Origin of the sequence: Pseudomonas sp. S35, assembly GCF_009866765.1 — a bacterium.
In the GTDB taxonomy this organism is placed as follows: domain Bacteria; phylum Pseudomonadota; class Gammaproteobacteria; order Pseudomonadales; family Pseudomonadaceae; genus Aquipseudomonas.
In genome coordinates this window covers 2,977,047-3,002,857 of the sequence record NZ_CP019431.1, presented here as the reverse complement: position 1 = coordinate 3,002,857, position 25,811 = coordinate 2,977,047, and the positions used below count along the sequence as shown (strand labels likewise).

Below are 25,811 nucleotides of genomic sequence, written 5' to 3'. Positions count from 1 at the left end.
ACGCCGTCAGACCAGAACAGAAGGGAGTATTTCAATGCTGAGTTGGGATGAAGTCGACAACGAAGACACCGGTGCAGCGGTGATCAAGGGCGCCAACGCAGGCCACGCCAGCGAAGCCAACATGGACCGTCTCGACGGTGCCGGGGCCGCCGCCGCGCTGGAAGCACGCAACGTGACCGCCAACGACTCCGCTGCCATCATCCGCGCCAAGGCCGCCCTCGACAAACTCGACGTCGCCGAAGGCCTCGCCGAGCTGGAAGGCTCCGCCGCCCGTGTCGCCGTTGACGAAAAGCGCATGATCAACTGCCGCGCCGACCTCAACCAACTCGTGCCCTTCAAGTACGACTGGGCCTGGCAGAAGTACCTCGACGGCTGCGCCAACCACTGGATGCCGCAAGAGGTCAACATGACCGCCGACATCGCCCTGTGGAAAAACCCCGAAGGCCTGACCGACGACGAGCGCCGCATCGTCATGCGCAACCTCGGCTTCTTCTCCACCGCCGACTCCCTGGTTGCCAACAACCTGGTGCTGGCCGTGTACCGCCTGATCACCAACCCGGAATGCCGCCAGTACATCCTGCGCCAGGCCTTCGAAGAGGCGATCCACACCCACGCCTACCAGTACTGCATCGAATCGCTGGCCATGGATGAAGGCGAGATCTTCAACATGTACCACGAGATCCCGTCGGTCGCTAAGAAAGCTGCGTGGGGCCTGAAGTACACCCGCTCCATCTCCGATCCGAAGTTCGAAACCGGCACCGTCGAGACTGATAAAGAGCTGCTGCGCAACCTGGTCGCCTACTACTGCGTCCTGGAAGGCATCTTCTTCTATTGCGGCTTCACCCAGATCCTGTCCATGGGCCGCCGCAACAAAATGACCGGCGTGGCCGAGCAGTTCCAGTACATCCTGCGCGACGAGTCGATGCACCTGAACTTCGGTATCGACGTGATCAACCAGATCAAAATCGAAAACCCACACCTGTGGGATGCCGAGATGAAGGAAGAAGCGACCCAGATGATCCTGCAAGGGACCCAGCTGGAGATTGAATACGCTCGCGATACCATGCCGCGCGGCGTGCTGGGCATGAACGCGGCGATGATGGAGGACTACCTCAAGTTCATCGCCAACCGTCGCCTGTCGCAGATTGGCTTGAAAGAAGAGTATCCAGGCACGACCAACCCGTTCCCTTGGATGAGCGAGATCATGGACTTGAAGAAAGAGAAGAACTTCTTTGAGACCCGTGTGATCGAGTACCAGACCGGCGGCGCGCTGAGCTGGGACTGATTAACAACACAGATCCAATCGCTACCCTTTAAAGCACACTGCAAAACCAATGTGGGAGCAAGCCCGCTCCCACATTTTGATTTTCTTCGGTCATCAGGTCCAGGACGGCTCGCGATCGCTCTGCAACGCGTACCGCTCAATCGCCTCTTGGCAAACCTGCCTGTCCAATCCCCCCTGCTCCACCAACGCCGTCAGCGCTGCCAATACGATGTGGTAACGATCCACCTCAAAGAAATCGCGCAACGCCGCCCGCGTATCACTGCGTCCAAAACCGTCGGTGCCGAGCACGGTATAGCTGTCGCCCAGATAGGACGCGATCATCTGCGGCACTGCACGTACGTAGTCGGACACGGCAACCACTGGCGTACCGCTCGGCAAACAGTTATTGAGGTGACTGACGCGCTTGCCGGCCCCTGGGTGCAAGCGGTTCCACCGCTCCACGTCCCGCGCCTCCCGCGCCAGTTCGCTGAAGCTGGTGACGCTGTACACCTCGCTCGCCACCTGCCAATCCTCTGCCAGCAGCTGCGCGGCCGCCTGGGCTTCACGCACCAGGGTGCCTGAGCCGAGCAAGCGCACCTTGGCCTCAGGCGCACCTTCCAGGCGGTACATACCTTTGATAATTGCTGCTTCCACACCCTCAGGCAGGCTCGGCTGCGGGTAGTTTTCGTTCATCAGGGTCACGTAGTAGAACTCGTCCACATCGTGTTCCAGCATCTGGCGCATACCGTGGTCGAGGATCACCGCGAACTCGCCGGCAAACGCCGGATCGTAGGCCCGGCAGTTCGGCACCGTGGCGGCCGTGAGATGGCTGCTGCCGTCCTGATGCTGCAATCCTTCGCCGCCCAGGGTGGTGCGCCCGGCGGTGGCGCCCAGTAGGAAGCCGCGGGCGCGCTGGTCGGCGGCGGCCCAGATCAGGTCGCCGACACGCTGGAAGCCGAACATCGAGTAATAGATGTAGAACGGCAACATGCGCAGGCCATGTACCGAATAACTCGTCGCCGCCGCAACCCAGCTGCTGATGGCGCTGGCCTCGCTGATACCTTCTTCGAGGATCTGCCCGTCGGTGGCTTCGCGGTAGCTAAGGATCGAGCCGATGTCTTCCGGCTCATAGCGCTGGCCGACGCTGGAATAGATGCCTATCTGCTTGAACAGGTTGGCCATGCCGAAGGTACGCGCCTCGTCTGCGACGATGGGCACGATGCGCGGGCCCAGCGCCTTGTCCTTGAGCAGGTGGGTGAGCATGCGCACGAAGGCCATTGTGGTGGACATTTCCTTGCCCGCCGCGTGCGTGGCAAACCCGGCGTAGCCCGCCACCGCTGGCACGCTGACGGGCGCAGCCGCCTGGCTACGGCTCGGCACATAACCACCCAGCGCCTGACGCCGCTGGTGCAGGTAGCGCAACTCCAGGCTGGCTTCGTCCGGTTTGAAGAAACTCAGGGATTGGGTCTGCTCATCCGACAGCGGCAGCTGGAAACGATTGCGAAAGGCGATCAACGCGTCACGATCCAGTTTCTTCTGTTGGTGAGTGGTCATCTTGCCCTGCCCGGCTTCCCCCATACCGAAACCCTTCTTGGTCTGGGCCAGGATCACCGTGGGCTTGCCCTTGACCCCGCGAGCCGCGTGGTAGGCGGCGTGAATCTTGACCATGTCGTGACCACCGCGTTTGAGTCGGTCGATCTGCTCATCGCTCATGCCCTCGACCAGCCGCGCCAGTGACTCGCTCTGGCCGAAGAAGTGCTCACGGTTATAGGCGCCGTCCTTGGCAGCGAAGGTCTGGAATTGCCCGTCCACGGTGTTCGACAAGGTGTTGACCAGCGACCCGTCGGTGTCTTTGGCCAGCAACGCATCCCAGTCCGAGCCCCATACCAGCTTGATCACGTTCCAGCCGGCGCCGACGAACAATGCCTCCAGTTCGTCGATGATGCGCCCATTGCCACGCACTGGGCCGTCGAGGCGTTGCAGGTTGCAGTTGACCACCCAGGTCAGGTTGTCCAGGCCTTCGCGGGCTGCCAGGGTGAGGGCTGACATGCTTTCCGGCTCGTCCATTTCACCGTCGCCGAACACGCCCCACACGTGACGCTCGGTGGTGTCCTGCAGGCCGCGATGCTGCAGGTAACGCATAAAGCGCGCCTGGAAAATCGAGCTGATGGGACCGATACCCATTGAACCGGTGGGGAACTGCCAGAAGTCCGGCATCAGCCAGGGGTGCGGGTAGCTCGACAGCCCGCGCGCGCCGGCCTTGGGACCGCCGAGTTCCTGGCGATAGTGAGCCAGGTCGTCTTCACTCAAGCGCCCTTCCAGGAAGGCCCTTGCGTAAATGCCAGGCGCGCAATGGGGTTGGTAGAACACCAGGTCGCCGCCATTGCCGTCATTGCGCGCACGGAAAAAATGGTTGAAGCCCACTTCAAACAAATCCGCGGCACTGGCGTAGCTGGCGATATGGCCGCCGAGTTCGCCATAGGCTTGGTTGGCGCGCACCACCATAGCCAAGGCGTTCCAGCGCACCAGCGAGGCCAGGCGTTCTTCGGTGGCCAGGTCGCCGGGAAAGGCCGGCTGCTGCGCGACGCTGATGCTATTGATATAGGGCGTGCCGTGGCGCGGTTTCCAGTCGATGTGCGCGGCGCTGCCCTCACGGGCCAGCAGGTCAAGGACTTGGCGCGCGCGCTCAGGGCCGGCGTTGGCCACCAGCGAGGCCAGGGCGTCGCGCCACTCGTCCAGCTCGGGCTGGTCCAAGACTGTGTGATTCACTGCATTCGCGAAACCGTTCATGGCAACCTCTGGGCTTTTTTCCAGTTTATGTCGGCAATAAAGGATTTATTGCCTGTTTTATGGCGGCTGTAACAGTATTTTGAGCATGTATCGCTGCCAATCAGACGTTTCTCAGCACGTTGTGCTCAAACCCCCGCAAACCCTGTCAGTGTGTTTAAAATGCCGCCCGCTCAACGACCGACGCTCAACGATGAACCCAGACGCACTCGCTACCCTGCACGCTCACCTGCTCACCGCCCTGGCCAGCGCCCCCGCTGAAACCCGCCGCCTGTTTCACGGCCGTGGCCGCTGCTGGCCGGGCCTGGAGCAACTGACCGTGGATTGGTTGCAAGGCGTGGTGCTGGTGGCCTTGTTCAAGGAAACCGAATACCTGGACGCCTTGAAGCAGCAGTTGTTGCAGATCGACTGGGCGCAGTTCGGCGCCCACACCGTGGCGCTGCAACATCGCTACCTGCCGCAAAGCACCACCGAGTGGTTGGTGGGCGAGCCCATCGATGAGCTGACCATCACCGAAGGCGGCCTGCGTTTCCTGATTGATCTGGGTAAAAAACAGAACAGCGGGCTGTTCCTCGACATGCGCTACGGCCGCAACTGGGTGCGCGAACAGGCCAAGGGCCAGCGCGTGCTCAACCTGTTTGCCTATACCTGCGGGTTCTCGGTGGCGGCCATCGAAGGCGGCGCCGAGCACGTGGTGAACCTGGACATGGCCCGGGGCGCCCTGAGCCGTGGCCGCGACAACCATCGGCTGAATGGCCATGACCTGGGCAAAGTGACGTTCCTGGGCCATGACCTGTTCAAGTCGTGGGCCAAAGTGACAAACAGCGGCCCCTACGACCTTGTGATCATCGACCCACCGTCCTTCCAGAAAGGCAGCTTCCTGCTGACCAAGGACTATCAGCGCGTCCTACGTCGCTTGCCGGACTTGCTCACGTCACAGGGCACGGTATTGGCGTGCATGAACGACCCGGCCTTTGGCGAAGACTTCCTGATCGACGGCGTCACCCGCGAGGCGCCAGGCCTGCGCTTTGTGGAACGCCTGGAAAACCCAGCGGAATTTCCGGATATTGACCCGCAAAGTGGCTTGAAGGCCTTGGTGTTCCGCCAGGGCTGATGCTGAAACGTCCTACCCTTGCTACGATTAGTCATACACCGGGGCGGTGAACCTTATCCCCCACTTCCCGGTCGATACCTGCATTCCCCGGCCAGACTCGACGGCGTCACGTTGTCGGCTGCCCCGTTTCACCCTTTGGAGAACCGCCCGTGATATCGACCCTGCATGTAGCCAGAATAAAAGCCTGGGGCGCCCACGGCTTTACCGCCACGGGCGTAGTCCTGGCATTCCTGGCCACCCTGGCGCTGCTGGAGAACTCACCCAAGGCCTGCCTGTTGTGGCTGGGCCTGGCACTCGTGGTAGACGGCGTCGACGGCTCCCTGGCGCGCCGAGTGAATGTCAGCACGGTCTTGCCCAGCTTTGACGGCTCGGTACTGGACTTGGTGATCGACTACCTCACCTATGTGTTCATTCCGGCATTGTTTATCTATCGCTACATCGACCTGCCGGAATTTACCCACCTGTTTACGGTGTCGGTGATCCTGGTCTCGTCGTTGTTCTGCTTCTGCAACGTCAACATGAAGAGCAAGGACAACTACTTCGTCGGCTTCCCCGCCGCCTGGAACGTGGTTGCCTTGTGCGTGTACATCATCCAGCCGGACGCCTGGGTGACACTGCTGACCGTGATCGGCCTGGCATTGCTGACCATCACGCCCATGAAGTTCCTGCACCCGTTCCGGGTCAAGCGCTTCATGCCGATCAACATCGCCGTGACCACGATCTGGTTACTGTGCAGCTTTTTGATGGTGGTGGACTACCCGAATACCAACCCGTGGACGTTTGGGTTGTGGTCGCTGATGTCGGCGTATTTCCTGGGGATTTGCATCTGGCGCACCGCGCTGGAGTGGCTGGGAACCCACAAATAATCCGGTCAACACAGCACAAATGTGGGAGAGGCTTGGCCCCTCCCACATTGAGAGCTGCATACATTTGGAACTCTGTACATCTGGCAGTAAGATGGCGGCCTTTCGCATAGCGCCCCGCCAACAATAAGCCCTGCCCATGCCCTTCGAACTCAGCGTTGACCTCACCACCCTCGCCATTCTCGCCGCCGTGGCCTTTGTCGCCGGCTTTATCGACGCCATCGCCGGCGGCGGCGGCCTGCTCACCACGCCCGCCCTGCTCACCGCCGGCATGCCGCCGCACCTGGTGCTGGGCACCAACAAGCTCAGTTCCACGTTCGGCTCGGCCACCGCCAGCTTTACCTTCTACCGCCGCAAGCTGTTCCATCCGCGCCAGTGGGTGCATGCCATCGTTGGCACGTTGATCGGTGCGTTGACCGGTGCGGTGGTCGCCCATTACCTGCCCGCCGAAACCCTGAACAAGATGCTCCCGGTGATCGTCTTCGGCTGCGGCTTGTACCTGCTGTTTGGCGGCACGCCCAAGGCGGCGCTGGATAACGACGCGCCGATCAAGAAGAAATGGCAGTCCACCCAAGGCTTCGGCCTGGGGTTCTACGATGGCGTGGCCGGCCCCGGCACCGGCGCGTTCTGGACCGTCAGCACCATGCTGCTGCACCCCATCGACCTGGTGAAGGCCAGCGGCGTGGCGCGCAGCATGAACTTCGTCAGCAACGCGGCGGCGCTGTCGGTGTTTATTTTCAACGGTTCGGTGGACTGGATCGTCGGCCTGGCGATGGGCGTGTCGGTGATGTGTGGCGCGTTCTTTGGCGCACGCAGCGCAATCAGCGGCGGCGCCAAATTCATTCGTCCGGTGTTTATCACCGTGGTCCTCGGCCTGACAGTGCGCCTAGCCTGGCAGCACTGGTTCAGCGTGGCCTAAGCGACGGGCCAGGTACAGGTCGATCAGGTAGCGCGCAATCGAACGGGACGCCGGCAACGGCGGCAGGTCGTGGATGTTGAACCACTGCGCATCCTCGATTTCGTCGGCCTGGGGCACGATATCCCCGCCGGCATATTCAGCGTGGAAACCCAGCATCATCGAATGGGGGAACGGCCAGCACTGGCTGCCCATGTACTGGATGTTCTTGACCTCCACCTGCACCTCTTCGCGCACCTCGCGAATCAGGCAGTCTTCGGCCGACTCGCCCGGCTCGGCAAACCCGGCCAACGTGCTGTACACGCCGGTGACAAAGCGCGGCGAACGGGCGAGCAGGATCTCGTCGCCACGGGTCACCAGCACGATCATGCTCGGCGAGATCCGCGGGTAACTGCGCAGGTCACAGGCCTGGCAGAACATCGCCCGCTCCCGTGGCACCTGGACCATCGCTTGGCCGCAACTGCCGCAAAACCGATGCTCGCGCGCCCAGGTGCCGACTTGGGCGGCGTACCCGAGCACTTTGTACAGCGTGTGATCGCCTTGCAGCATGAAGCCGCGCAGGCCCTGCCAGCTGCAGCCGGGTACTTCGCCCGCCGAGTTGAGTTCCAGCAAGTACACCGGCTCACCGTCGAGGTGGCCAATGCCATGTTCGGCGAACACCGACAGGTCCTGGCGCTTGAGCCACTCCCGAGGGAACAGCGGGCCGTTGGTGTCATGCAAAAAGCCGTCGCGGCTGCGGGCAACGGCCCAGCCGCCGGGGGCGTCGTTGTCTAGCAGCGTTGTAGTGATCCAGCCTGGGGTCATGTCAGTCAATCCACGAATTCGGGTGTCTGCTTACTCATATGGGCCGCGATGGCCACGCGCAGGTCGTTGGATTGCAACATAGCCGAGTTCCAGGTGGCAACGTATTCCAGACCGTCATTGACCGTGTGGTCACGCATGTAGCTGATCATGGCCTTGGTGCCAGTCACGGCAATCGGCGACTTGGCGGCGATCTGATGGGCGATTTCCAACACACCGGCCAGCAATTGCGCGTGATCGGGATAGACCCGATTGACCAGGCCGATGCTGCGCGCTTCCTCGGCGCCGAACTGGCGGCCGGTATAGGCCAACTCACGCAGCATGCCGTCGCCGATAATGCGCGGCAGGCGTTGCAGAGTGCCAACGTCGGCGGCCATGCCGATGTCGATTTCCTTGATCGAAAACTGCGCGTCCTCGGCGGCGTAGCGCATGTCGCAGGCGCTGATCAGGTCGATGGCACCGCCGATGCAGTAGCCGTGGATCGCCGCCAACACCGGTTTACGGCAATTATCGACCGCGTTGAACGAGGCTTGCAGTTCCAGGATCTTGCGGCGCAACAGGCGCGCGTTACGGCCGACGTCCTTGCCAAAGGCATTGGCCACCGAAGCCAGCATCATCAGGTCGATACCCGACGAGAAATGCTTGCCGGCGCCGCTGAGAACCACGGCGCGCACGGCGTCGGTGTCGTCGACCCATTGGAAGATATCGATGATCTCGGTCCAGAACGCCGCGTTCATCGCGTTGATCTTTTCCGGACGGTTGATCTGCACATGGGCAACGTTGCCAATGACTTCGACGACGAACGCTTGGTATTCGGACATGGCAGTGATCCCTGACTGGCGAGTGATAAGGCCCGAACTATATCAAGGGTGCACCACGGCGCATCGGCCAAAAGCGGGACTGGCAAAAAACCGTGCCAGGCGCCATCCTTGGCGCTTTAAGCCGCCCTACCCGCGGCGCTCGACGTTTTAAGGAAATGCCATGCACGCCCATCCCCTCGCCGCCGCCGATTTGGACTTCATCGAAGAAACCCTGCTCAAGTACGGCGATGACCATTCGGTGCTGAACCTGGCCGAGCTCGACGGCTACTTCACCGCCTTGGTGTCCAGCCCGGTGCAGGTGGATGTCGCCGAATGGTTCCCGGCGATCTGGGGTGGGCAGAACCCGCAGTGGGACAGCATGGAGGACGCCCAACGTTTCCTGCAATTGTGCGTTCGCCACAGCAACACCCTGGCCGCCCAACTGGCGACCGATGCGCAAGGCTTCAAGGCACGTTTCGACGACACTGAACATCAAGGCCAGGCCGTGACCCTCGCCGAAGAATGGTGCTTTGGTTATATCCGTGGCGCAGCGATCGGCAACTGGCCAGAACTGCCCGCCGCACAGGCCGCGTTGCTGGAGAAGATCTCCTGGTGCGCCGAGCAGGACAACTTCGAGTTGCCGGCCGACCTGGACATACCGGCCCATCAGCAACGCGTCAGCGCGATCGAGCCGGCGGCGCGCGCCCTGCATGATTACTGGTTGAGCCAGCGCTAAACCTCGACAAGCACCGCACCTTTGGCCGATTATTCGGGTCCGCCCGTCGGCCACTCCGTACCACCTTGCCTTGATCAGGAGCCTTGTACCTTGAGTTCGCAGAAAACCGTGACCGTTACACCGCCCAACTTCCCCCTGAACGGCAAGGTCGCACCGCCCGGCTCCAAGTCCATTACCAACCGCGCGCTGCTGCTGGCCGCGCTGGCCAAGGGCACCAGCCGCCTCAGCGGTGCGCTGAAAAGCGACGACACCCGCCACATGTCGGTGGCCCTACGCCAGATGGGCGTGACCATCGATGAGCCAGATGACACCACCTTTGTCGTCACAGGCAGCGGCAAGCTGCAATTGCCTGCGCAGCCGCTGTTCCTCGGCAATGCCGGCACGGCGATGCGTTTTCTCACCGCCGCCGTCGCCACCGTCGAAGGCACCGTGGTGCTCGATGGCGACGAGTATATGCAAAAGCGCCCGATCGGCCCGCTGCTCGCCACCCTCGGCCAGAACGGCATCCAGGTCGACAGCCCGACCGGTTGCCCACCGGTGACGGTGCACGGCGTGGGCAAGGTCCAGGCCAAGCGCTTTGAGATTGACGGCGGCTTGTCCAGCCAATACGTCTCGGCCCTGTTGATGCTGGCCGCGTGCGGTGAAGCCCCGATTGAAGTGGCGTTGACCGGCAAGGACATCGGTGCCCGTGGCTACGTGGACCTGACCCTCGATTGCATGCGTGCGTTCGGCGCACAGGTTGACGCCGTCAACGACACCACCTGGCGCGTGGCCGCCACCGGCTACAGCGCCCATGACTACCTGATCGAACCGGACGCATCTGCCGCCACCTACCTGTGGGCCGCCGAAGTGCTGACCGGTGGCCGTATCGACATCGGCGTCGCCGCGCAGGCCTTCACCCAGCCCGACGCCAAGGCCCAGGCCGTGATCGCGCAGTTCCCCAACATGCAGGCCACGGTGGTGGGCTCGCAGATGCAGGACGCGATCCCGACCCTTGCCGTGCTGGCTGCGTTCAATAACACCCCGGTGCGTTTCACCGAACTGGCCAACCTGCGGGTCAAGGAGTGTGATCGCGTCCAGGCGCTGCACGATGGCCTCAATGAAATCCGTCCAGGCCTGGCCACCATCGAAGGCGACGACCTGTTGGTGGCCGCTGACCCAGGGCTGGCGGGCAGCTCGTGCAATGCACTGATCGACACCCACGCCGACCACCGCATCGCCATGTGCTTTGCCTTGGCCGGGCTGAAAGTCTCGGGGATCCGCATTCAAGACCCAGACTGCGTGGCCAAGACCTATCCTGAGTACTGGAAGGCCCTGGGCAGTCTTGGGGTCGCGCTCAGCTACTGAGTCAGCCGCGTCGGTTTGGGGAGGGCAAGCACATGACCATTCGCCAACCCTGCCCACCCGGCGCCTGTGACTGCAACCGCGAGCAATTGCTGGAAGCCCCTGGCGCCGACCTGCGTATCCTCAACCTCACGCGCCAGGAAGAAAAACGCCTGCTGGAACGCCTCGAAGACCTCAAGAGCCTGCAGGACCTGGAACGCATGCAGCAGCTGATGTACCAGCAATTGGGCATTCGCGTGCAGGTTGCGCCGGGGCACACCGAGGTCAAGAGCATGCGCGGGATCCAGATCGTCATCGACGAACTGCCCGGGCTGTGCCGCAAGACCCGGCAATCGATCCCGGCAGCGATTCGCCGAGGGATGGAGAAACGCCCGGAAATTGCCTACCGCCTGTTGGATGCCCACGACCTGTTTCGCGAGGGTTGACTCAACCGGTGACCGTCTCGGCCTCGAACAGTCGCTGCCCCACGGCTTTCGCGGTTTTCAGATGCGCCTCGGCCGCGCCGCCTTCCGAATCCAACAGCAGCTCGGACGTCACTACCTTCGCCCCACAGTAATCAAAGATGCCGTAGTCGATTTGTGTACGCATTGCCTTGGCATAGCCGTGGCGGTCAAACGCGCTGTCGTCCGCGCCGCCCAGTGCCAGCAGGTGCACCTGCAGGTGCCGCAGTTTTTTCACCACCGGGGTATCCGGGGCGTAATCGATTGCCCAACCGTTGACGAACACGCGGTCGACCCAGCCCTTGAGCAGGCCCGGCAGCGACCACCAGTAGATAGGAAACGCCAGCACCAGGGCGTCGGCGCGGTCCAGGCGCGCCTGCTCGGCCAGCACATCGGCGGGCGGCGTGGCGCGTGTGCGGTGCACCAGATGGTCGGCGGCGGTGTAGCGTGGGTCAAACCCTTCAGCGCAGAGGTCAGCGATTTCGTAGGTGTGGCCGCAGGCGCGCAGGCCAGCGGCGACTTGCGTGGCGATGCCGTGGGTGAGGGATTGCGGGTCGTGATGAGCAACAACGATCAATGCGTGCATGACATGGACTCCCTTTTCGGTTTAGGCTGGGCTTAAGTTACGAATAGTAAGTTACTTTTGGTATATAAGCATGTCAAGCAGTGAATCCCCTGCCCCACGTCGCCGTTTGTCCCGTGAAGATCGTATGAGGCAATTGTTGGAAATGGCCTGGCAACTGGTGCGCGAGGAAGGCACCGACGCCCTGACCCTGGGCCGCCTGGCAGAACTGGCGGGCGTGACCAAGCCGGTGGTCTACGACCATTTCGTCACTCGTTCGGGTTTGTTGGCCGCGTTGTACGAGGATTTCGACGGACGCCAGAACCAGGTATTTGCCGACGCCATCGAAGCCAGCAGCGCGACCCTGGCAGACCGCGCCTGGGTGATCGCCGCGTCCTATGTCGATTGCGTGTTATTGCAGGGCCGGGAAATTCCGGGCGTGACCGCCGCGTTGAGCGGCTCACCGGAACTGGACGCTCTGAAGCGCAAATACGAGGCAATCTTCCTCGACAAATGCCGCGCCGCACTGGTGCCGTTCACCCCCACCGGCACGCTGTCCCAGGCCAGCCTGCGGGCCATGCTGGGCGCGGCGGAAGCCTTGTCCCATGCAGCGGCCGACGGTGAAATCAGCCGCGAAGAAGCCCAGCACGAACTGCTGGCGACGATATTGGCGATGGTTAACCGCGCGCCCGTGTTGCTGCCTCAGCCATCGCAGCCTCGTTGACGCGCGACAAAATTCACTCAACGGTGGAAGGGGGCTTTTTTGTACACATAACTCTGCGGTGAGCGCGTTTTTTTCTGTGGTGAGCGGGCTTGCCCCGCGCTGGGCTGCGCAGCGGCCCCCATAAAGGCAACGGGATTTTTCTGTTAGAACTCAGCGCCCTGGTTTTGGGGCTGCTGCGCAGCCCGGCGCGGGGCAAGCCCGCTCACCACAACAGCTTGTTTGGCAGGGGTTCAGCATCCATTGGACGTTGTGTAGATACCCATGTCCATCGGGGCAACCTCCCTTCCACATGGGCGGCAAGGCCAACCTTTTGATTGCCTGAACCACCGGCATCGCCGCCTCGCTAGAGCGCGACAGCTCCTACGAGGGGTCGATGGTTGGCGCTGTGTTTCAGCCCCGCGCCTGCACGAACAGCCGGGCTTTGCGCGTCAGTTGGTCCAGATGTCGATCACGCTGCTTCTCCGCGTCGACCATCGCCCGCTTGCCGTGTTTTTGCAGCAGGTAGGTGTGGATCTGCCGCACCTCCAGGGAGCTGTAGATCGCCGCCACATCGAGCACGCCCATCAAGCCATCGGTGCCGTAGTCCCGGGTGTTCATCAGCACCTGGGTGCCGCGTGCACCGCGCACTTGAAAGCCCAGTGCCTCGAACGCGGGCACCTTCTCTACCGCACACGCCAGTTCGGCATGGGGGTAGCGCGCCAGCACGTCCGCCATCATTGCCCGCGCCACGCCCTGGCGGCGCAAGCCGGCTTGCACGGCCATGAAGGCGATGCCGCAGGCCTCGGGATCGTCCTTAACCGGCAGGCACAGCAAGAAGCCGATGACCTTGTCGGCATCCTGTGCATCGGTGGCGACGACCAGCTCAACGGCAATCCCCTTCTCGCCATTGAGTGCTTCAAGGTACAGGTGCACCTCAAAGCCGATCGCGTACTGGTAGATGTTGTAGAGCAGGTTGCTCGGCGCCAGTGCCACGCTGCTGATGTCAGTGAGGTTGTCCACCACCATCTGCAGGATCTGGCCATTGATGGGCTCGGGGCACGGCGTGGTGTAGCGGGTAAGGCTGAACATGCACATTCCTGGGTTTTGCATTAAGGCTGCGCGGATTGTACCTGTTGCACGCGAGTTATTGCCCACACACCTCACGCAAACAGCCACGCAGCCAGCGGTGGGCCAGATCCGCGTCCAATCGAGGGTGCCAGAGCATCGCCACGGTGAAGGTCGGCAACGTCAGCGGCAGGGCAAAACAGAACAGGTCGCGCCGGTTGACGGTGTAGCACTCGGGAACGCTGGCGATCAGGTCAGTGTCGCGGGCCAGGGCCATGGCTGTGGAGAAACCGGCGACGATACTGGTGATCTGCCGCGTGAAGCCAACGGTTTCAAGCGCCTCATCGATCTGGCCACGGTCTTGCCCGCGCCGCGAGACGTAGACGTGCTGGCCTTGGGCAAACCGCGCTGCGCCGATGTCGCCCTTGCTCAGGGGGTGCCCGCGGCGCACCACGCCAACCAAACGGTCGCGGAACAGCGCCTGGGTCAGGATTTCGGGGCTGGTGGCGGGGTCAACCACGCCGGTTTCCAGATCAACCCTGCCTTCGCGCAGCAGTGTGCTGTCCTTGTCGGTTTTGTTCACGAACCGCAGGCGCACGCCGGGGGCCTCTCGGGCGATGCGCACCAGCAAGGCCGGGGCGAAGCGTTCAACGAACTCCTCGCTGGTGCGCAGGGTGAACGTGCGCACCACCCCTGCCATGTCCAGGGACCGTGCCGGGCGCAGTACCGCGTGAGCGTCCTGCACCAGGCAACTGACCTGTTCGCGCAAGGCCATTGCCCGTGGCGTGGGCACCAGCCCGCGTCCGGCGCGCACCAGCAGCGGGTCGCCGGTGGTTTCTCGCAGGCGCGCCAGGGCACGACTCATGGCTGAGGCGCTCAGGCCAAGGCGTCGGGCTGCACCTGCGACGCTGCCTTCGGCGAGCAACACATCGAGGGTGATCAACAAATTGAGATCGGGCATCCGCACTCCTTATCAGGCGTTATACGCAGGTATCACCTGCAATCCATGCGTCTTCCGCCATACTAGGCGACGCCGTAGAGTTGGGACAGCTGCATTCATTCAAGGAAATTGCCCATGCCCTCCTCCCCACGCGGCGGCCTCGTCAGCCTGTCGTTGTCCATGCTGCTGGCGTCCCTCGGCACCAGCATCGCCAATGTCGGCCTGCCCAGCCTCGCACTGGCGTTCGATGCAGCCTTTGATGCCGTGCAGTGGGTGGTGCTCGCCTACCTGCTGGCGATCACGCTGGTGATCGTCAGCGCGGGGCGCCTGGGAGACCGCCTGGGACGTCGGCGCCTGTTGCTTGGCGGCTTGCTGTTGTTCACGCTGGCTTGCGGATTGTGCGCCCTCGCACCGTCACTCAATGGATTGATCGCCGCCCGTGTCCTGCAAGGACTGGGTGCGGCCAGCATGATGGCCATGGCCTTGGGCATGGTCGGCGACACTGTACCCGCGGCACGCACGGGCCGCACGATGGGGTTGCTCGGCACCCTATCGGCGGTAGGCACGGCCATGGGGCCCAGCGTCGGCGGCTTGCTGCTGAGCCTGTGGGGCTGGCAGGCATTGTTTCTGGTGGGCATGCCGCTGGGGGTGCTGGCGCTGGTTCTCGCCTGGCGCTACCTGCCACTGGATCAACGCTATACGCCGGTCGCCGGGCGGTTGAGCTTCTGGTCACCCCTGACCGACGCGTCGTTACGCGCAGGCCTGGCCATGAGCGCCTTGATCGCCGCCGTAATCATGGCCACCTTTGTGGTCGGCCCGTTTTATCTGTCCCGTGGCCTGGGGCTCAATGCGCAGTGGATGGGCCTGGCCATGGCCGTCGGGCCGTGTGTTGCGGCGCTCACAGGGGTGCCGGCCGGCCGCCTCACCGACCGCCTTGGCAGCCAACGTGTGACACACGCCGGGCTGGGCGTTTTGCTGTGCGGCGCCCTGCTGCTGTCGCTCGCCTCGGGGCTGGTCGTCTATCTGGGCGCGCTGATTGTGCTGACGACGGGCTACAGCCTGTTCCAGGCCGCCAACAACACGGCCGTGATGCGCGATGTCGATGCACAACGACGCGGCACGGTTTCGGGACTGTTGAACCTGTCCCGCAACCTCGGCCTGATTTTCGGCACCTCGGCACTGGGTGCGGTATTCGCCTGGGCAACCCCCGATGTGACCTACGCCACCGCGCAATCCGTGGCAGATGGCCTGCACACAACCTTCGCCGTGGCATGCGGCCTGATCCTCCTCGCCGGAATGATGGCATGGGGCCGCAACCGTGCCGTGAACGGCCATCACAACCTCCGTTGAGCCAAAAAAACAAAAAAGGCGTTGCGCCAGACCGGGTTACATCGCGCATCATGGGCACTTTCAAGCTCAAGGGTAACGTCCATGCGCGTTCTGTCATTGATGATGGGTCTTACGACGCTGGCCGCCAGTACGGTGTTCTGCGCCAGCGCGATGGCGAATGAAGAAAGTCAGCTAGTGCAACAGATCAACGAGTACCGCAGCCAGGTGCAACGCTGCGGCGACCAGGGTTCCCAGGAACTGCCACCGCTGGCCAGCGACACACGGCTGGTGCTGCCGGCCACCAATGTCGGTGATTTGCAGCAGGCACTGGCTCGGGCGGCGTACCCGATGGTGAACGTGCAGGCCATCAGCCTGTCCGGTCCCAAGGATGCCCAGGCCGCGATGAAGGCCGTGCGTGAAAGCTTCTGCCGAGTGGTGCTGGACCCCCAATTCGTTGACATCGGGGTGAGCAACAGTGGCCAGGACTGGCGCATCGTGCTGGCCCGCCCACTGCTCTCCAGCGGCCTCGGCGATTGGCAGACCGAAGGCCGGAAACTGCTGGACCTGATCAATGCCGCCCGCACCCAAGCGCGCCAATGCGGCACCCAGGCGTTTACCGCGACCACTGCGCTGTCGTGGAACGACACCCTGGCCAGCGCCGCCAACAGCCATACACGCAACATGGCCAACGGCAACTTTTTCGACCATCTGGACCATGACGGCCGTACCCCCGGCGACCGTGCTGAACTGGCCGGTTATATTGCGAAGAACATCGGCGAAAACATCGCTGCCGGCCTGGACACGCCGCGCAAGGTGGTCGACGGCTGGCTCGCCAGCCCCGGCCATTGCGCCAACCTGATGAACCCGCAATTTCGTGAAGTGGGCGCGGCCTATGCCATGGACCCAAAGAGTGACGCGGGCATTTACTGGACCGGTTTGTTCGGCACGCAATGAGGGTTGGGCATGCGCCCGACCCCGCCGAATCAACCTATCCAAACGAATAGAGCATCAAATTGCCATCTAGCGGATAATTACGCTGAACCGGCAGCGCTCAAGCGGGTCTGTAGCTTTGCGCCAGAAATTCCAGGTGCATTGCAGACTCTGGCAAACAAGGTGTTCTCCCAATGATGAATTGGCTGCAAAGCAGCAGCGATATGGCCGAACGGGTGCGTGAGCATGATTGGGCCAGCACGCCCCTCGGTCCGCTGGAGCACTGGCCGGATGTGCTCAAAACCACCGTCGCACTGTGTTTCGCTTCGAGCTTCCCCCAGGCCATTGTCTGGGGACCGCAGTTGATCACGCTGTACAACGACGCGTTTATTCCGATCCTGGGGAATAAGGCGTACGCGTTGGGACGGCCTTTCAACGAAATCTGGAGTGAGGTGTGGGAAGACATCAGCCCCATCTCTGACGCGGCCTTCCAAGGCCACGCGACGTATATCGAAAACTTCCCCTTGGTGATCGAACGCGGCCATTCACGCGAGCAGGCGTACTTCACTTTCTGCTACAGCCCGATCCGTGATCCCGACGGCAAGGTGGTCGGCATCCTCGACACCGTGTCCGAAACCACTGCCACAGTATTCCTCGCCCGCCGCCTGGCCGTGCTGGATGCCATTGGACTCGCCGTGACCAATGCCGCCGATGCCGAAGCCATCATGACCAGCACCACCCGGCTACTGGCCGAGCACCTGCAGGTGAGCAACTGCGCCTACGCCGACATGGATGCCGATGAAGACGGCTTCACCATTCGCGACAATTGGACTGCGCCCGGCTCGCCCAGCATCATCGGCCGCTACAGCCTGGCGGCGTTCGGCGCAATGGCTGTCAACTGCCTGCGCGCCGGCGAGCCCTTGGTGATTCACGATAACCTGCGCGAGCTTGCGCCCGAGGAATCTGCAAGCTTCCAAGCGCTTGGCGTGACCTCCACGATTTGCATGCCGTTGATCAAGAATGGCCGCCTGACTGCCCTGATGGCCGTGCACGATAAATCTGCGCGACCGTGGTCGCCCTATGACCTGGCGTTGCTGCGGGAAGTCACCGAGCGTTCCTGGGCCCATATCGAACGGGTGCGCGCCGACGCCGATGTGCGTGAAGGTCTGGCCGCCTACGCCGAGTTGAACGCCAGCCTGGAGCAGCGGGTCGAAGAACGCACCCTAGCGCTGGCCCAGGCCGAGGCGGCGCTGCATCAGTCGCAGAAGCTTGAAGCCATCGGCCAATTGACCGGCGGCGTGGCCCATGACTTCAACAACCTGCTGACGATCATTCGCTCGTCGGTGGATTTCCTGCGCCAACCGGGCCTGTCGGAAGAACGCCGTGAGCGCTATATGCGCGCGGTCTCCGATACCGTGGAGCGGGCCAGCAAGCTGACCAGCCAGTTGCTCGCCTTCGCCCGCCGCCAGCCGTTGAGCCCGGAGGTCTTCGATGTAGGGCTGCGCGTGCAGAATATTGGCGAGATGCTCGAAAGCGTTACAGGCGCGCGCATACATGTGCAGGTCGAACTGCCCTCGCAAGCGTGCTTCGCGCGCATCGACCCCAGCCAGTTTGAAACCGCAACGATCAACATCGCCCTCAACGCCAGGGATGCGATGGACGGCCAGGGCACGCTGACGCTTCGGGTCACCGGCCTGCAGGCCTTGCCGCGTATCCGTGGGGATGCCGGTTCCCACCAGCCCTATATCGCGATCTCACTCGCCGATACTGGCCCCGGGATTGCGGCGGATGCGGTCGAGCGGATTTTCGAGCCGTTTTTCACCACTAAGGCGGTCGGCAAAGGCACGGGCCTGGGCCTGTCGCAAGTGTTCGGGTTTGCCAAGCAGTCAGGGGGCAATGTCGATGTGGTCAGCGCGCCTGGCCAAGGGAGCGTGTTCACCCTGTACCTGCCACAGGTCGAAGCCCAGGACATGCCGTCACAGCCCCCCCAGGAAGCCCGGATTGCGGACCATGACACGACCCAGTGTCATGTGCTGATCGTGGAAGACAATCTGGAAGTGGGGCGTTTCGCCAACCAGATTCTTCAAGACCTGGGCTACCAGACCACCTGGGTGACGGATGCCGAACAGGCGCTGAGCGTCGCGGGCGAGGATGCAATGGGGTTCGACGTGGTGTTTTCTGACGTGATCATGCCCGGCATCACGGGCGTGGTCATGGCCAAAGTGCTGCGCCAACGGCGGGCTGACCTGCCGGTGGTGCTGACCTCGGGATACAGCGACGAACTCGCAGACGACGGCTACGAAGGCTTCGAGTTCCTGGCCAAGCCCTACTCCGCGGACCAGGTCTCACGCGTGCTGCTGAAGGCGATGCTCAGGCACTGAGCCACGCCCTACTCCGCCACCACCACTTGATTGCGCCCACGCGCCTTGGCCAGGTACAGCGCTTTGTCGGCAGTGTTCATCAAACCGTGCAAGTCCTCGTCCTGGGCATGGGTGGAGGCCACCCCGAGGCTGGCGGAAAGCCCCTTGACCGGCTCGGCTGCCAAACCAGAGATGGCCTTGATCAACTGCTCGGCGATATGCCGCGCCGTTTCCACCGAAGTATTGGGCAGCAACACCGCAAACTCCTCGCCCCCCAAGCGGCCGTATACATCGGCCTGGCGGAACGACGCGCTGATCACCCCGCCAATCTGGCGCAATACCTGGTCGCCCGCCTGATGGCCATAGGTGTCGTTGATTTGCTTGAAGTGATCCATGTCCATCATCAACGCACACAGCGGCTGCTGGTGATGCCGGCACTGCGCGTACAGCAACTGGGCGTGTTCGAAAAATGCGCGGCGGTTCATCAGGCCGGTCAGTTCGTCGGTCTGTGCGGCGCGGTTGGAAATGTTATGGGCACGTTCCATTTGCCGGGTCAGGCGAAAGGCTTTTTCCAGTGCATCGGACAATTTGCGCGTGGCGCTGACCACAAAGGTGGAGAACACCAGTACGGCGATGGCCACGCCCACCTGCATCGGCGACGGCTGAAACAACAACCACAACGTGCACGGCAGCAACACCAGGGCAATGGACACCAGCGTCATGTAGCGATAGGCCGAATAGCATGAGACCGCGCTGACCGACATGCCGACGGTGAACAGCATCACCAGCACCTGGGACAGACGGTCATCCGGCGGCATCACCGCCCAGGCACCGGCGCCCCAGACCGCCGCGGAGAGCGTCAGCGTGAACCAGTAGCGGCGCTCCCAACGGTCTGGCGTGCGCTCGCTGATGGGGCAGCGAAACCAGTCCATGAACATCTTGACCCGCAATAGCGAAGACACCGCCAGCAGCACCAGCCACACCCGCATGACGTTGTGGTCAAAGCGGTCCCAGCACAACCAGCACAGCATGGCAGCCGCCATGTAACTGCCGAAGATAGCGGCAAACGACTGCCGGAACAGCTGGTGTAGACGGTCTGTCCGCACCTGCTCTTCTATAACGCAATCCTGCTCCTGCCCACGCCCAAGGCCATTCATGAAATCCGCCTGATCCGACTGCCGCGACAAAGGTGCCATTGTGGCACCCTGCCAGCACCGCGGACAACTGAATACCGCACCCCAGAGCCCTTAACTCGTTTCGGGCCGCAGAATCAGCACGCCCAATGGCGGCAAATTCAGTGACAGCGACACCGGCTGGCCATGACGCGGCTCGTCCTGGGTGAACACCGCGCCGCCGTTACCGAAATTGGAACCGGCATAGGTATCCGCATCGGTATTGATCACCTCGCTCCAGCGCCCGGCAAACGGCACGCCCACAGCGTAGGCTTCGCGGGGCACGGGGGTAAAGTTGGCCACGACCAGCACCGGCGCGCCGTCCTTGCTCCAGCGCAACCAGGCGTAGACGCTGTTGATCGCATCATCGCCGATCAACCATTGGAAGCCTTGGGGCGCATCGTCCTGCTCGTGCAAGGCAGGCTCTTGGCGGTAGAGACGGTTCAAGTCCCCCACCAGCTTTTGCACGCCTTTGTGTTCCGCGTACTGCAACAGGTACCAGTCCAGTTGCTGGTCGTGGTTCCATTCGCGCCACTGGCCGAACTCGCAGCCCATGAACAGCAGCTTCTTGCCGGGGTGCATCCACATGAACGCCAGGTAGGCGCGCAGGTTGGCGAACTTCTGCCAGCGGTCGCCGGGCATCTTGTCGATCAGCGAATGCTTGCCGTGCACCACTTCATCGTGGGAGATCGGCAGGATAAAGCGCTCGGACCACGCATACACCAGGCCGAAGCTCAGCTCGTTGTGGTGATGGGCGCGGTACACCGGGTCTTGCTGGATGTAGTGCAGCGAATCGTGCATCCAGCCCATGTTCCATTTGTAGTTGAAACCCAGGCCGCCCTGTTGGGTCGGCTGGCTAACGCCGGGCCAGGCCGTGGATTCTTCGGCGATCACTAGCGCGCCGGGCGCTTCCAGGGCCACCACGTCGTTCAAGTGGCGCAGGAAGTCGATGGCTTCCAGGTTCTCGCGGCCGCCGTGACGGTTAGGCACCCATTCACCGGCCTTGCGCGAATAGTCGCGGTACAGCATCGACGCCACTGCGTCCACGCGCAGCCCGTCGATGTGGAAATGCTTGAGCCAGTGCAGCGCCGAGGCCAGCATAAAGCCGTGCACTTCGGTGCGCCCCAGGTTATAGATCAGCGTGTCCCAGTCCTGGTGGAAGCCTTCCAGCGGGTTGGCGTACTCGTAAAGCGCGGTGCCGTCGAACTGCGCAAGACCGTGGGTATCGGTGGGGAAATGCGCCGGCACCCAGTCAAGAATCACGCCGATATCGGCCTGGTGCAGGGCGTTGACGAAATAAGCGAAATCTTCCGGCGAGCCAAAACGCGCACTCGGGGCGAACTGCGACAAGGCCTGATAACCCCAGGAACCGCCAAACGGATGTTCCATGATCGGCATCAGTTCAATGTGGGTGAAGCCCAATTGCTGCACATACGGGATCAGCCGCTCAGCCAGCTCACGCCAGCCATATTGACGGGCGACTTCACCAGCCTCGTCCAGCTCGCATTGCCACGACCCTACGTGCAATTCATAGATCGACAGCGGTGCGCTGGATTTATGCTTGTCGGTCCGCGACTGCATCCAGTCGTGGTCTTGCCAGTCCACCTGCAACGGCGGCGCGACTTTCGAAGCAGTGTCCGGCGGCAACTGGGTGGCCAGGGCCATCGGATCGGCCTTGAGCGGCAGGATCCCATTGGCGCCGAGTATCTCGTACTTGTAGGCAGCCCCCGGTTGCAGGCGCGGGATGAAAATTTCCCATACACCCGAAGGATGGCGCAGGCGCATTGGGTGGCGACGGCCGTCCCAGATATTGAAGTCGCCCACCACTGACACGCGTCGCGCATTTGGCGCCCACACGGCAAAGCGCACGCCCTGCACGCCATCGACGCTGGTCACCTGGGCGCCCAGGCAACTGCTGAGGTCGCGGTGATTGCCTTCGGCAAACAGGTACAGGTCCATTTCACCAAGCAACAGCTGACTGAAGCTGTAGGGGTCTTCGGTAATCTGCTCACCGCCCGCCCACTGGACCTTCAACAGATAGGGCTGGCGTGTGGTGAAGTGCCCGACAAACAAGCCTGGCACCTGGGTCGCACCCAGGCTGCCGATGGGCTCGCCACTGTCCTGCGCCAATACCTGGACACTCAGGGCTTCCGGCAGGAACGCGCGGATAAACTGCCCGCCCTGCTCGTCATCGTGCGGCCCAAGGATCGAAAACGGGTCATGGTGCTCGGCGCGCACCAGCGCTTCGACGTCCTTGGACGCCGGCATGGCAGTCAACGTGGGCTGCAGCGGTTCTTTATGCGTGTAATTCATGACGTCTCCCCACCGCGTGCAGTGTTAGATAGAGGTGCTAGCCCGCTGAGCAAACCGTGCAGCCCTTGCAGGGGCACCGGCAGCCAGGTCGGGCGGTTTTCCGCTTCGTAAGCCACTTCGTACGCGGCCTTCTCCAAGCTGAACAATGTCAGCGCGGCGTCCTGGCCCTTGGCATCCTGCCAGTCATGCGCCAGTGTAGACGTAGCTGCCTGATAAGCCTGGATAAATGCCTCGCGTGCTTCATTCAGGTAGCGTTCGGTCACACGCCTGCGGGCCTGATCGGCTTGCGGCGAGTGATCCACTCCTTGCACATTCAGGGCCATAGCGGCCGCGTAATCAAACGAACGCAGCACGCCGCTCACATCTTTATACGGGCTGTGCTTGCCCCGTCGCTCATGCAGCGGCCTGGCGGGCTCGCCTTCAAAGTCGATCAGGTAGGCATCGCCCTTCACCACCAGCACCTGGCCCAGGTGCAAATCGCCGTGGACCCGAATGCGCAGCCCGCCCACGGTGGCCTTCGCCAACGCCTGGACATGGGCAGCGATGGTTTTTTTCTGCGCCAGCAAATCACTGACCAACGCCTGATCCGCCGGGTTCAATTGGGTTTGATGGAGCTTGAGCAATTGCAGCGCACGTTCGATCTGCGCACCGACGTCCTTGGCCCAGGCGTGTGTGTCCTTGGCCGTGGTGACCTCGGGCTTGAAGTCCTCGTTGAGGGTCTTCGCGCCCAGCACCAGGTGCATTTCCCCCAGACGCTGGCCGAGCAGGCCGGCAAAGTCCGCCAGTTCGCCCAACGCGTTGTAGTGTTGTTCCTGCTCGGAGATCGCCTGCGCCAGTTCGTCACGAATCGCGCGTTCCAGGTTGTTCTGGGTCCAGCTCCAGGCATCGCCCTGGTTGCTCAGGTAGCCCTGGGCAATCATCAACAGGTTGTCCTGGCCGTCGCCGTCGCGGCGAATCATCGAACCCAGCAGCGGCGAGATGTTCGGGTAATCGGCGGCGGTCAGGTAGGCACTCATTTCCAGCTCCGGGTGCACGCCGGCGCTGACTTTGCGGATCAGCTTGAGCACCAGGCTCTCGCCCACCACCACCGAACTGTTGGACTGCTCGGCCGACAAGTAGCGCACCTGGGCGTCATCGGTCAGTTGCAACGGCGCCAGGTGCGGCGTCGCTTCAAAGCGCAGGTCGCCTTCGCTGGACGTGAGTACCGTACCGGCCTGCAGGCCCTGGATCACCGCGCGGATAAAATGCTCCAGGCTGAACGCATCGGTGACCAACCCCACCTGACGGGTACGCCTTACGCGGGCCAACGCCAATTGCTGGGGCAAGGCGCTGGTGAACTGGTCCTCACCCAGGAAGCCGAAGGGCAATTGATAGCGACTGACTTGGCCACCGCTGGTGACATCAATCTCACTGAGCAACACCGGATGCTGCGGGTCGCCAAAGCGTACGCCGTAGGCGATGTGCACGTTGTCGATAGCAGCGTCCTTACCCGCGAACCAGCGCCGCTTGGGCAGCCAGGCCGGTAAAGAGGTCTGCTCCAGGGTGGTGCGACAAGGGTCTTCGAGCAATTCTTCCATGCGCTTTTTCAGTACCAAGGTGGTGAAGTCGGGAATGCTCTGCGCCGGTTCCACGTGCCAACTGGGCATCTGATTCTCCGCCGCCAATACAAACCAATAGAAGCCATAGGGCGCCAGGGTCAACAGGAAATTCAACTGGCCGATGGGCGGAAAAGCGTTCCCGCCGAGCATCTCCACCGGCACCATGCCGGCAAATGCAGACAGGTCCAACTCAGCCGCCTGGGCACTGCGCGACACGTTGGCCACACACAGGATGATTTCCGTGCGCCCATCTTCCCCGGTGTATTCGCGGGTGTAGGCCAGGATGCGGCGATTGCTTGGCGAGAGCATTTTCAAACTACCCCGGCCAAAGGCCTTGGATTGCTTGCGCACGGCGAGCATGCGCCGGTTCCAGTTGAGCAGCGAGTGCGGGTCTTGGGTCTGGGTTTCGACGTTGACCGACTGGTAGCCGTACAGCGGGTCCATGATCGGCGGCAACACCAGGCTGGCCGGGTCGGCGCGTGAGAAGCCGCCGTTGCGGTCGATGGACCACTGCATCGGCGTGCGCACACCGTCACGATCGCCGAGGTAGATGTTGTCGCCCATGCCGATTTCGTCACCGTAATATAGGGTCGGCGTGCCCGGCATCGACAGCAGCAGGCTGTTGAGCAGCTCCACGCGGCGGCGATCACGCTCGAGCAACGGCGCCAGGCGTCGGCGAATGCCCAGGTTGATGCGGGCGCGGCGGTCGGCAGCGTAGTAATTCCACAGGTAGTCGCGCTCTTTGTCGGTGACCATTTCCAGGGTCAGCTCATCGTGGTTGCGCAGGAAGATCGCCCATTGGCAGTTGGCGGGAATCTCCGGGGTCTGGCGCAGAATATCGGTGATGGGGAAGCGATCTTCCTGGGCCAGCGCCATGTACATGCGCGGCATCAGCGGGAAGTGAAACGCCATATGGCATTCATCACCGTCATCGCCGTGTTTGTCGCCAAAGTACAACTGAGTGTCTTCCGGCCATTGGTTGGCTTCGGCGAGCAGCATGCGATCCGGGTAGTTGGCGTCGATTTCGGCGCGGATCTGCTTGAGCACGTCGTGGGTTTCGGGAAGGTTTTCGTTATTCGTGCCGTCGCGCTCGATCAGGTAAGGGATGGCGTCCAGGCGCAGGCCGTCGATGCCCATGTCCAGCCAATAACGCATCACCGACAGCACGGCCTTCATGACTTGCGGGTTGTCGAAATTGAGATCGGGCTGGTGGGAGTAGAAGCGGTGCCAGAAATACTGGCCGGCGACCGGGTCCCAGGTCCAGTTGGACTTCTCGGTGTCGAGGAAGATGATGCGCGTGCCGTCGTACTTCTGGTCGTCGTCGGACCACACGTAGAAGTCCCGCGCCGCCGAGCCCGGCTTGGCCTTGCGCGCGCGCTGGAACCACGGATGCTGGTCGGAGGTGTGGTTGATCACCAGTTCGGTAATCACCCGCAACCCACGCTTGTGGGCCTCGGCGATAAAACGCTTGGCGTCGGCCAGGGTGCCGTAGTCGCTGTGTACGCCACGGTATTCGGCGATGTCATACCCGTCATCGCGACGTGGCGAGGGGTAGAACGGCAGCAGCCAGATAGTGTTCACGCCGAGGTCGGCGATGTAGTCGAGCTTGGCGATCAGCCCGGGAAAATCACCGATGCCGTCGTTATTGGAGTCGAAGAAGGATTTGACGTGAACCTGATAGATCACCGCATCCTTGTACCAGAGCGGGTCCTTGATGAAGGTGGCAGCCTTGGGTTTCTTCGCCATTGGAAACTCCTGAAAAATAAACAGCCAT

At 62.4% G+C, this 25,811-nt stretch carries 20 protein-coding genes; 11 read left to right on the top strand and 9 right to left on the bottom strand.

From position 1 onward, the window contains the following. Positions 1-34 precede the first annotated feature (34 nt). Positions 35-1,285 carry a ribonucleotide-diphosphate reductase subunit beta gene (locus PspS35_RS13240; RefSeq protein WP_005788524.1) on the top strand — a complete coding sequence of 417 codons (1,251 nt, stop codon included), beginning with the start codon at positions 35-37 and terminating at the stop codon, positions 1,283-1,285. A gap of 93 nt (positions 1,286-1,378) precedes the next feature. Here PspS35_RS13240 and mdeB read toward each other — a convergent pair whose 3' ends face one another. Further along, positions 1,379-4,054, bottom strand: coding sequence for an alpha-ketoglutarate dehydrogenase (gene mdeB / locus PspS35_RS13235; protein WP_159935135.1), 2,676 nt, complete (start codon positions 4,052-4,054; stop codon positions 1,379-1,381). Positions 4,055-4,244: 190 nt separating this feature from the next. Between mdeB and PspS35_RS13230 the strand changes: the two genes are divergently transcribed. The 3 genes from PspS35_RS13230 to PspS35_RS13220 all read left to right on the top strand — a co-directional run bounded on the left by PspS35_RS13230 (position 4,245) and on the right by PspS35_RS13220 (position 6,947). Then, positions 4,245-5,165 (top strand): class I SAM-dependent methyltransferase, encoded by a 921-nt coding sequence (locus PspS35_RS13230; RefSeq protein WP_159935133.1) that lies wholly within the window; start codon positions 4,245-4,247, stop codon positions 5,163-5,165. 149 nt (positions 5,166-5,314) lie between these two features. Then, positions 5,315-6,031: a phosphatidylcholine synthase gene (gene pcsA / locus PspS35_RS13225; protein WP_159935131.1), complete on the top strand. Its 717-nt coding sequence runs from the start codon at positions 5,315-5,317 to the stop codon at positions 6,029-6,031. Between the two features lie 136 nt (positions 6,032-6,167). After that, positions 6,168-6,947, top strand: a complete 780-nt coding sequence (locus PspS35_RS13220) for a TSUP family transporter (protein ID WP_159935129.1) — start codon at positions 6,168-6,170, stop codon at positions 6,945-6,947. Here the strand turns inward: PspS35_RS13220 and nudC are convergent. Both nudC and PspS35_RS13210 read right to left on the bottom strand, forming a co-directional pair. Continuing rightward, positions 6,915-7,748: an NAD(+) diphosphatase gene (nudC, locus tag PspS35_RS13215; protein ID WP_159935127.1), complete on the bottom strand. Its 834-nt coding sequence runs from the start codon at positions 7,746-7,748 to the stop codon at positions 6,915-6,917. The genes PspS35_RS13220 and nudC overlap by 33 nt on opposite strands. A 5-nt stretch (positions 7,749-7,753) precedes the next feature. Then, positions 7,754-8,566: a crotonase/enoyl-CoA hydratase family protein gene (locus tag PspS35_RS13210; RefSeq protein WP_159935125.1), complete on the bottom strand. Its 813-nt coding sequence runs from the start codon at positions 8,564-8,566 to the stop codon at positions 7,754-7,756. A 160-nt stretch (positions 8,567-8,726) separates the two neighbouring features. On the opposite strand from PspS35_RS13210, the gene PspS35_RS13205 reads away from it, so the two are divergent. The 3 genes from PspS35_RS13205 to PspS35_RS13195 all read left to right on the top strand — a co-directional run bounded on the left by PspS35_RS13205 (position 8,727) and on the right by PspS35_RS13195 (position 11,050). After that, positions 8,727-9,281: a UPF0149 family protein gene (locus PspS35_RS13205; RefSeq protein WP_159935123.1), complete on the top strand. Its 555-nt coding sequence runs from the start codon at positions 8,727-8,729 to the stop codon at positions 9,279-9,281. Between the two features lie 90 nt (positions 9,282-9,371). Beyond that, entirely contained in the window at positions 9,372-10,628 is a 1,257-nt protein-coding gene (gene aroA, locus PspS35_RS13200) for a 3-phosphoshikimate 1-carboxyvinyltransferase (RefSeq protein WP_159935121.1), read from the top strand. A gap of 32 nt (positions 10,629-10,660) precedes the next feature. Beyond that, a complete protein-coding gene (locus tag PspS35_RS13195) occupies positions 10,661-11,050 on the top strand; it encodes a hypothetical protein (RefSeq protein WP_159935120.1) in 390 nt (129 codons plus the stop codon). A 1-nt stretch (position 11,051) separates the two neighbouring features. On the opposite strand, the gene PspS35_RS13190 is transcribed toward PspS35_RS13195, so the two are convergent. Continuing rightward, positions 11,052-11,651, bottom strand: a complete 600-nt coding sequence (locus PspS35_RS13190) for an NAD(P)H-dependent oxidoreductase (protein WP_159935118.1) — start codon at positions 11,649-11,651, stop codon at positions 11,052-11,054. Between the two features lie 70 nt (positions 11,652-11,721). Here PspS35_RS13190 and PspS35_RS13185 point away from each other — a divergent pair, with 70 nt between their 5' ends. Further along, the gene (locus PspS35_RS13185; protein ID WP_159935116.1) at positions 11,722-12,351 is read left to right on the top strand and encodes a TetR/AcrR family transcriptional regulator; all 630 of its coding nucleotides are present in this window, start codon (positions 11,722-11,724) and stop codon (positions 12,349-12,351) included. A gap of 390 nt (positions 12,352-12,741) precedes the next feature. Here PspS35_RS13185 and PspS35_RS13180 read toward each other — a convergent pair whose 3' ends face one another. Both PspS35_RS13180 and PspS35_RS13175 read right to left on the bottom strand, forming a co-directional pair. Beyond that, positions 12,742-13,419: a GNAT family N-acetyltransferase gene (locus PspS35_RS13180; RefSeq protein ID WP_159935114.1), complete on the bottom strand. Its 678-nt coding sequence runs from the start codon at positions 13,417-13,419 to the stop codon at positions 12,742-12,744. A gap of 55 nt (positions 13,420-13,474) precedes the next feature. Next, positions 13,475-14,356, bottom strand: a complete 882-nt coding sequence (locus PspS35_RS13175; protein WP_159935112.1) for a LysR family transcriptional regulator — start codon at positions 14,354-14,356, stop codon at positions 13,475-13,477. A 114-nt stretch (positions 14,357-14,470) separates the two neighbouring features. On the opposite strand from PspS35_RS13175, the gene PspS35_RS13170 reads away from it, so the two are divergent. The 3 genes from PspS35_RS13170 (at position 14,471) to PspS35_RS13160 (ending at position 18,975) form a co-directional block, all read left to right on the top strand. Continuing rightward, complete coding sequence (locus tag PspS35_RS13170; RefSeq protein WP_159935110.1) at positions 14,471-15,685, top strand: MFS transporter; 1,215 nt, start codon at positions 14,471-14,473, stop codon at positions 15,683-15,685. Positions 15,686-15,766: 81 nt separating this feature from the next. Beyond that, positions 15,767-16,618 (top strand): CAP domain-containing protein, encoded by an 852-nt coding sequence (locus PspS35_RS13165; RefSeq protein ID WP_159935108.1) that lies wholly within the window; start codon positions 15,767-15,769, stop codon positions 16,616-16,618. A 170-nt stretch (positions 16,619-16,788) separates the two neighbouring features. Next, on the top strand, positions 16,789-18,975 hold the full coding sequence (locus tag PspS35_RS13160; RefSeq protein ID WP_159935106.1) for a GAF domain-containing protein: 2,187 nt from the start codon (positions 16,789-16,791) through the stop codon (positions 18,973-18,975). An 8-nt stretch (positions 18,976-18,983) separates the two neighbouring features. Here PspS35_RS13160 and PspS35_RS13155 read toward each other — a convergent pair whose 3' ends face one another. The 3 genes from PspS35_RS13155 to treS are packed head-to-tail and all read right to left on the bottom strand — an operon-like array spanning position 18,984 to position 25,783. Continuing rightward, positions 18,984-20,150, bottom strand: a complete 1,167-nt coding sequence (locus PspS35_RS13155; protein ID WP_159935104.1) for a GGDEF domain-containing protein — start codon at positions 20,148-20,150, stop codon at positions 18,984-18,986. 51 nt (positions 20,151-20,201) lie between these two features. Next, entirely contained in the window at positions 20,202-22,439 is a 2,238-nt protein-coding gene (gene glgB / locus PspS35_RS13150) for a 1,4-alpha-glucan branching protein GlgB (RefSeq protein WP_159935102.1), read from the bottom strand. Beyond that, entirely contained in the window at positions 22,436-25,783 is a 3,348-nt protein-coding gene (gene treS / locus PspS35_RS13145) for a maltose alpha-D-glucosyltransferase (RefSeq protein WP_159935100.1), read from the bottom strand. Before treS ends, glgB begins: the two co-directional genes overlap by 4 nt. Positions 25,784-25,811 lie beyond the last annotated feature (28 nt).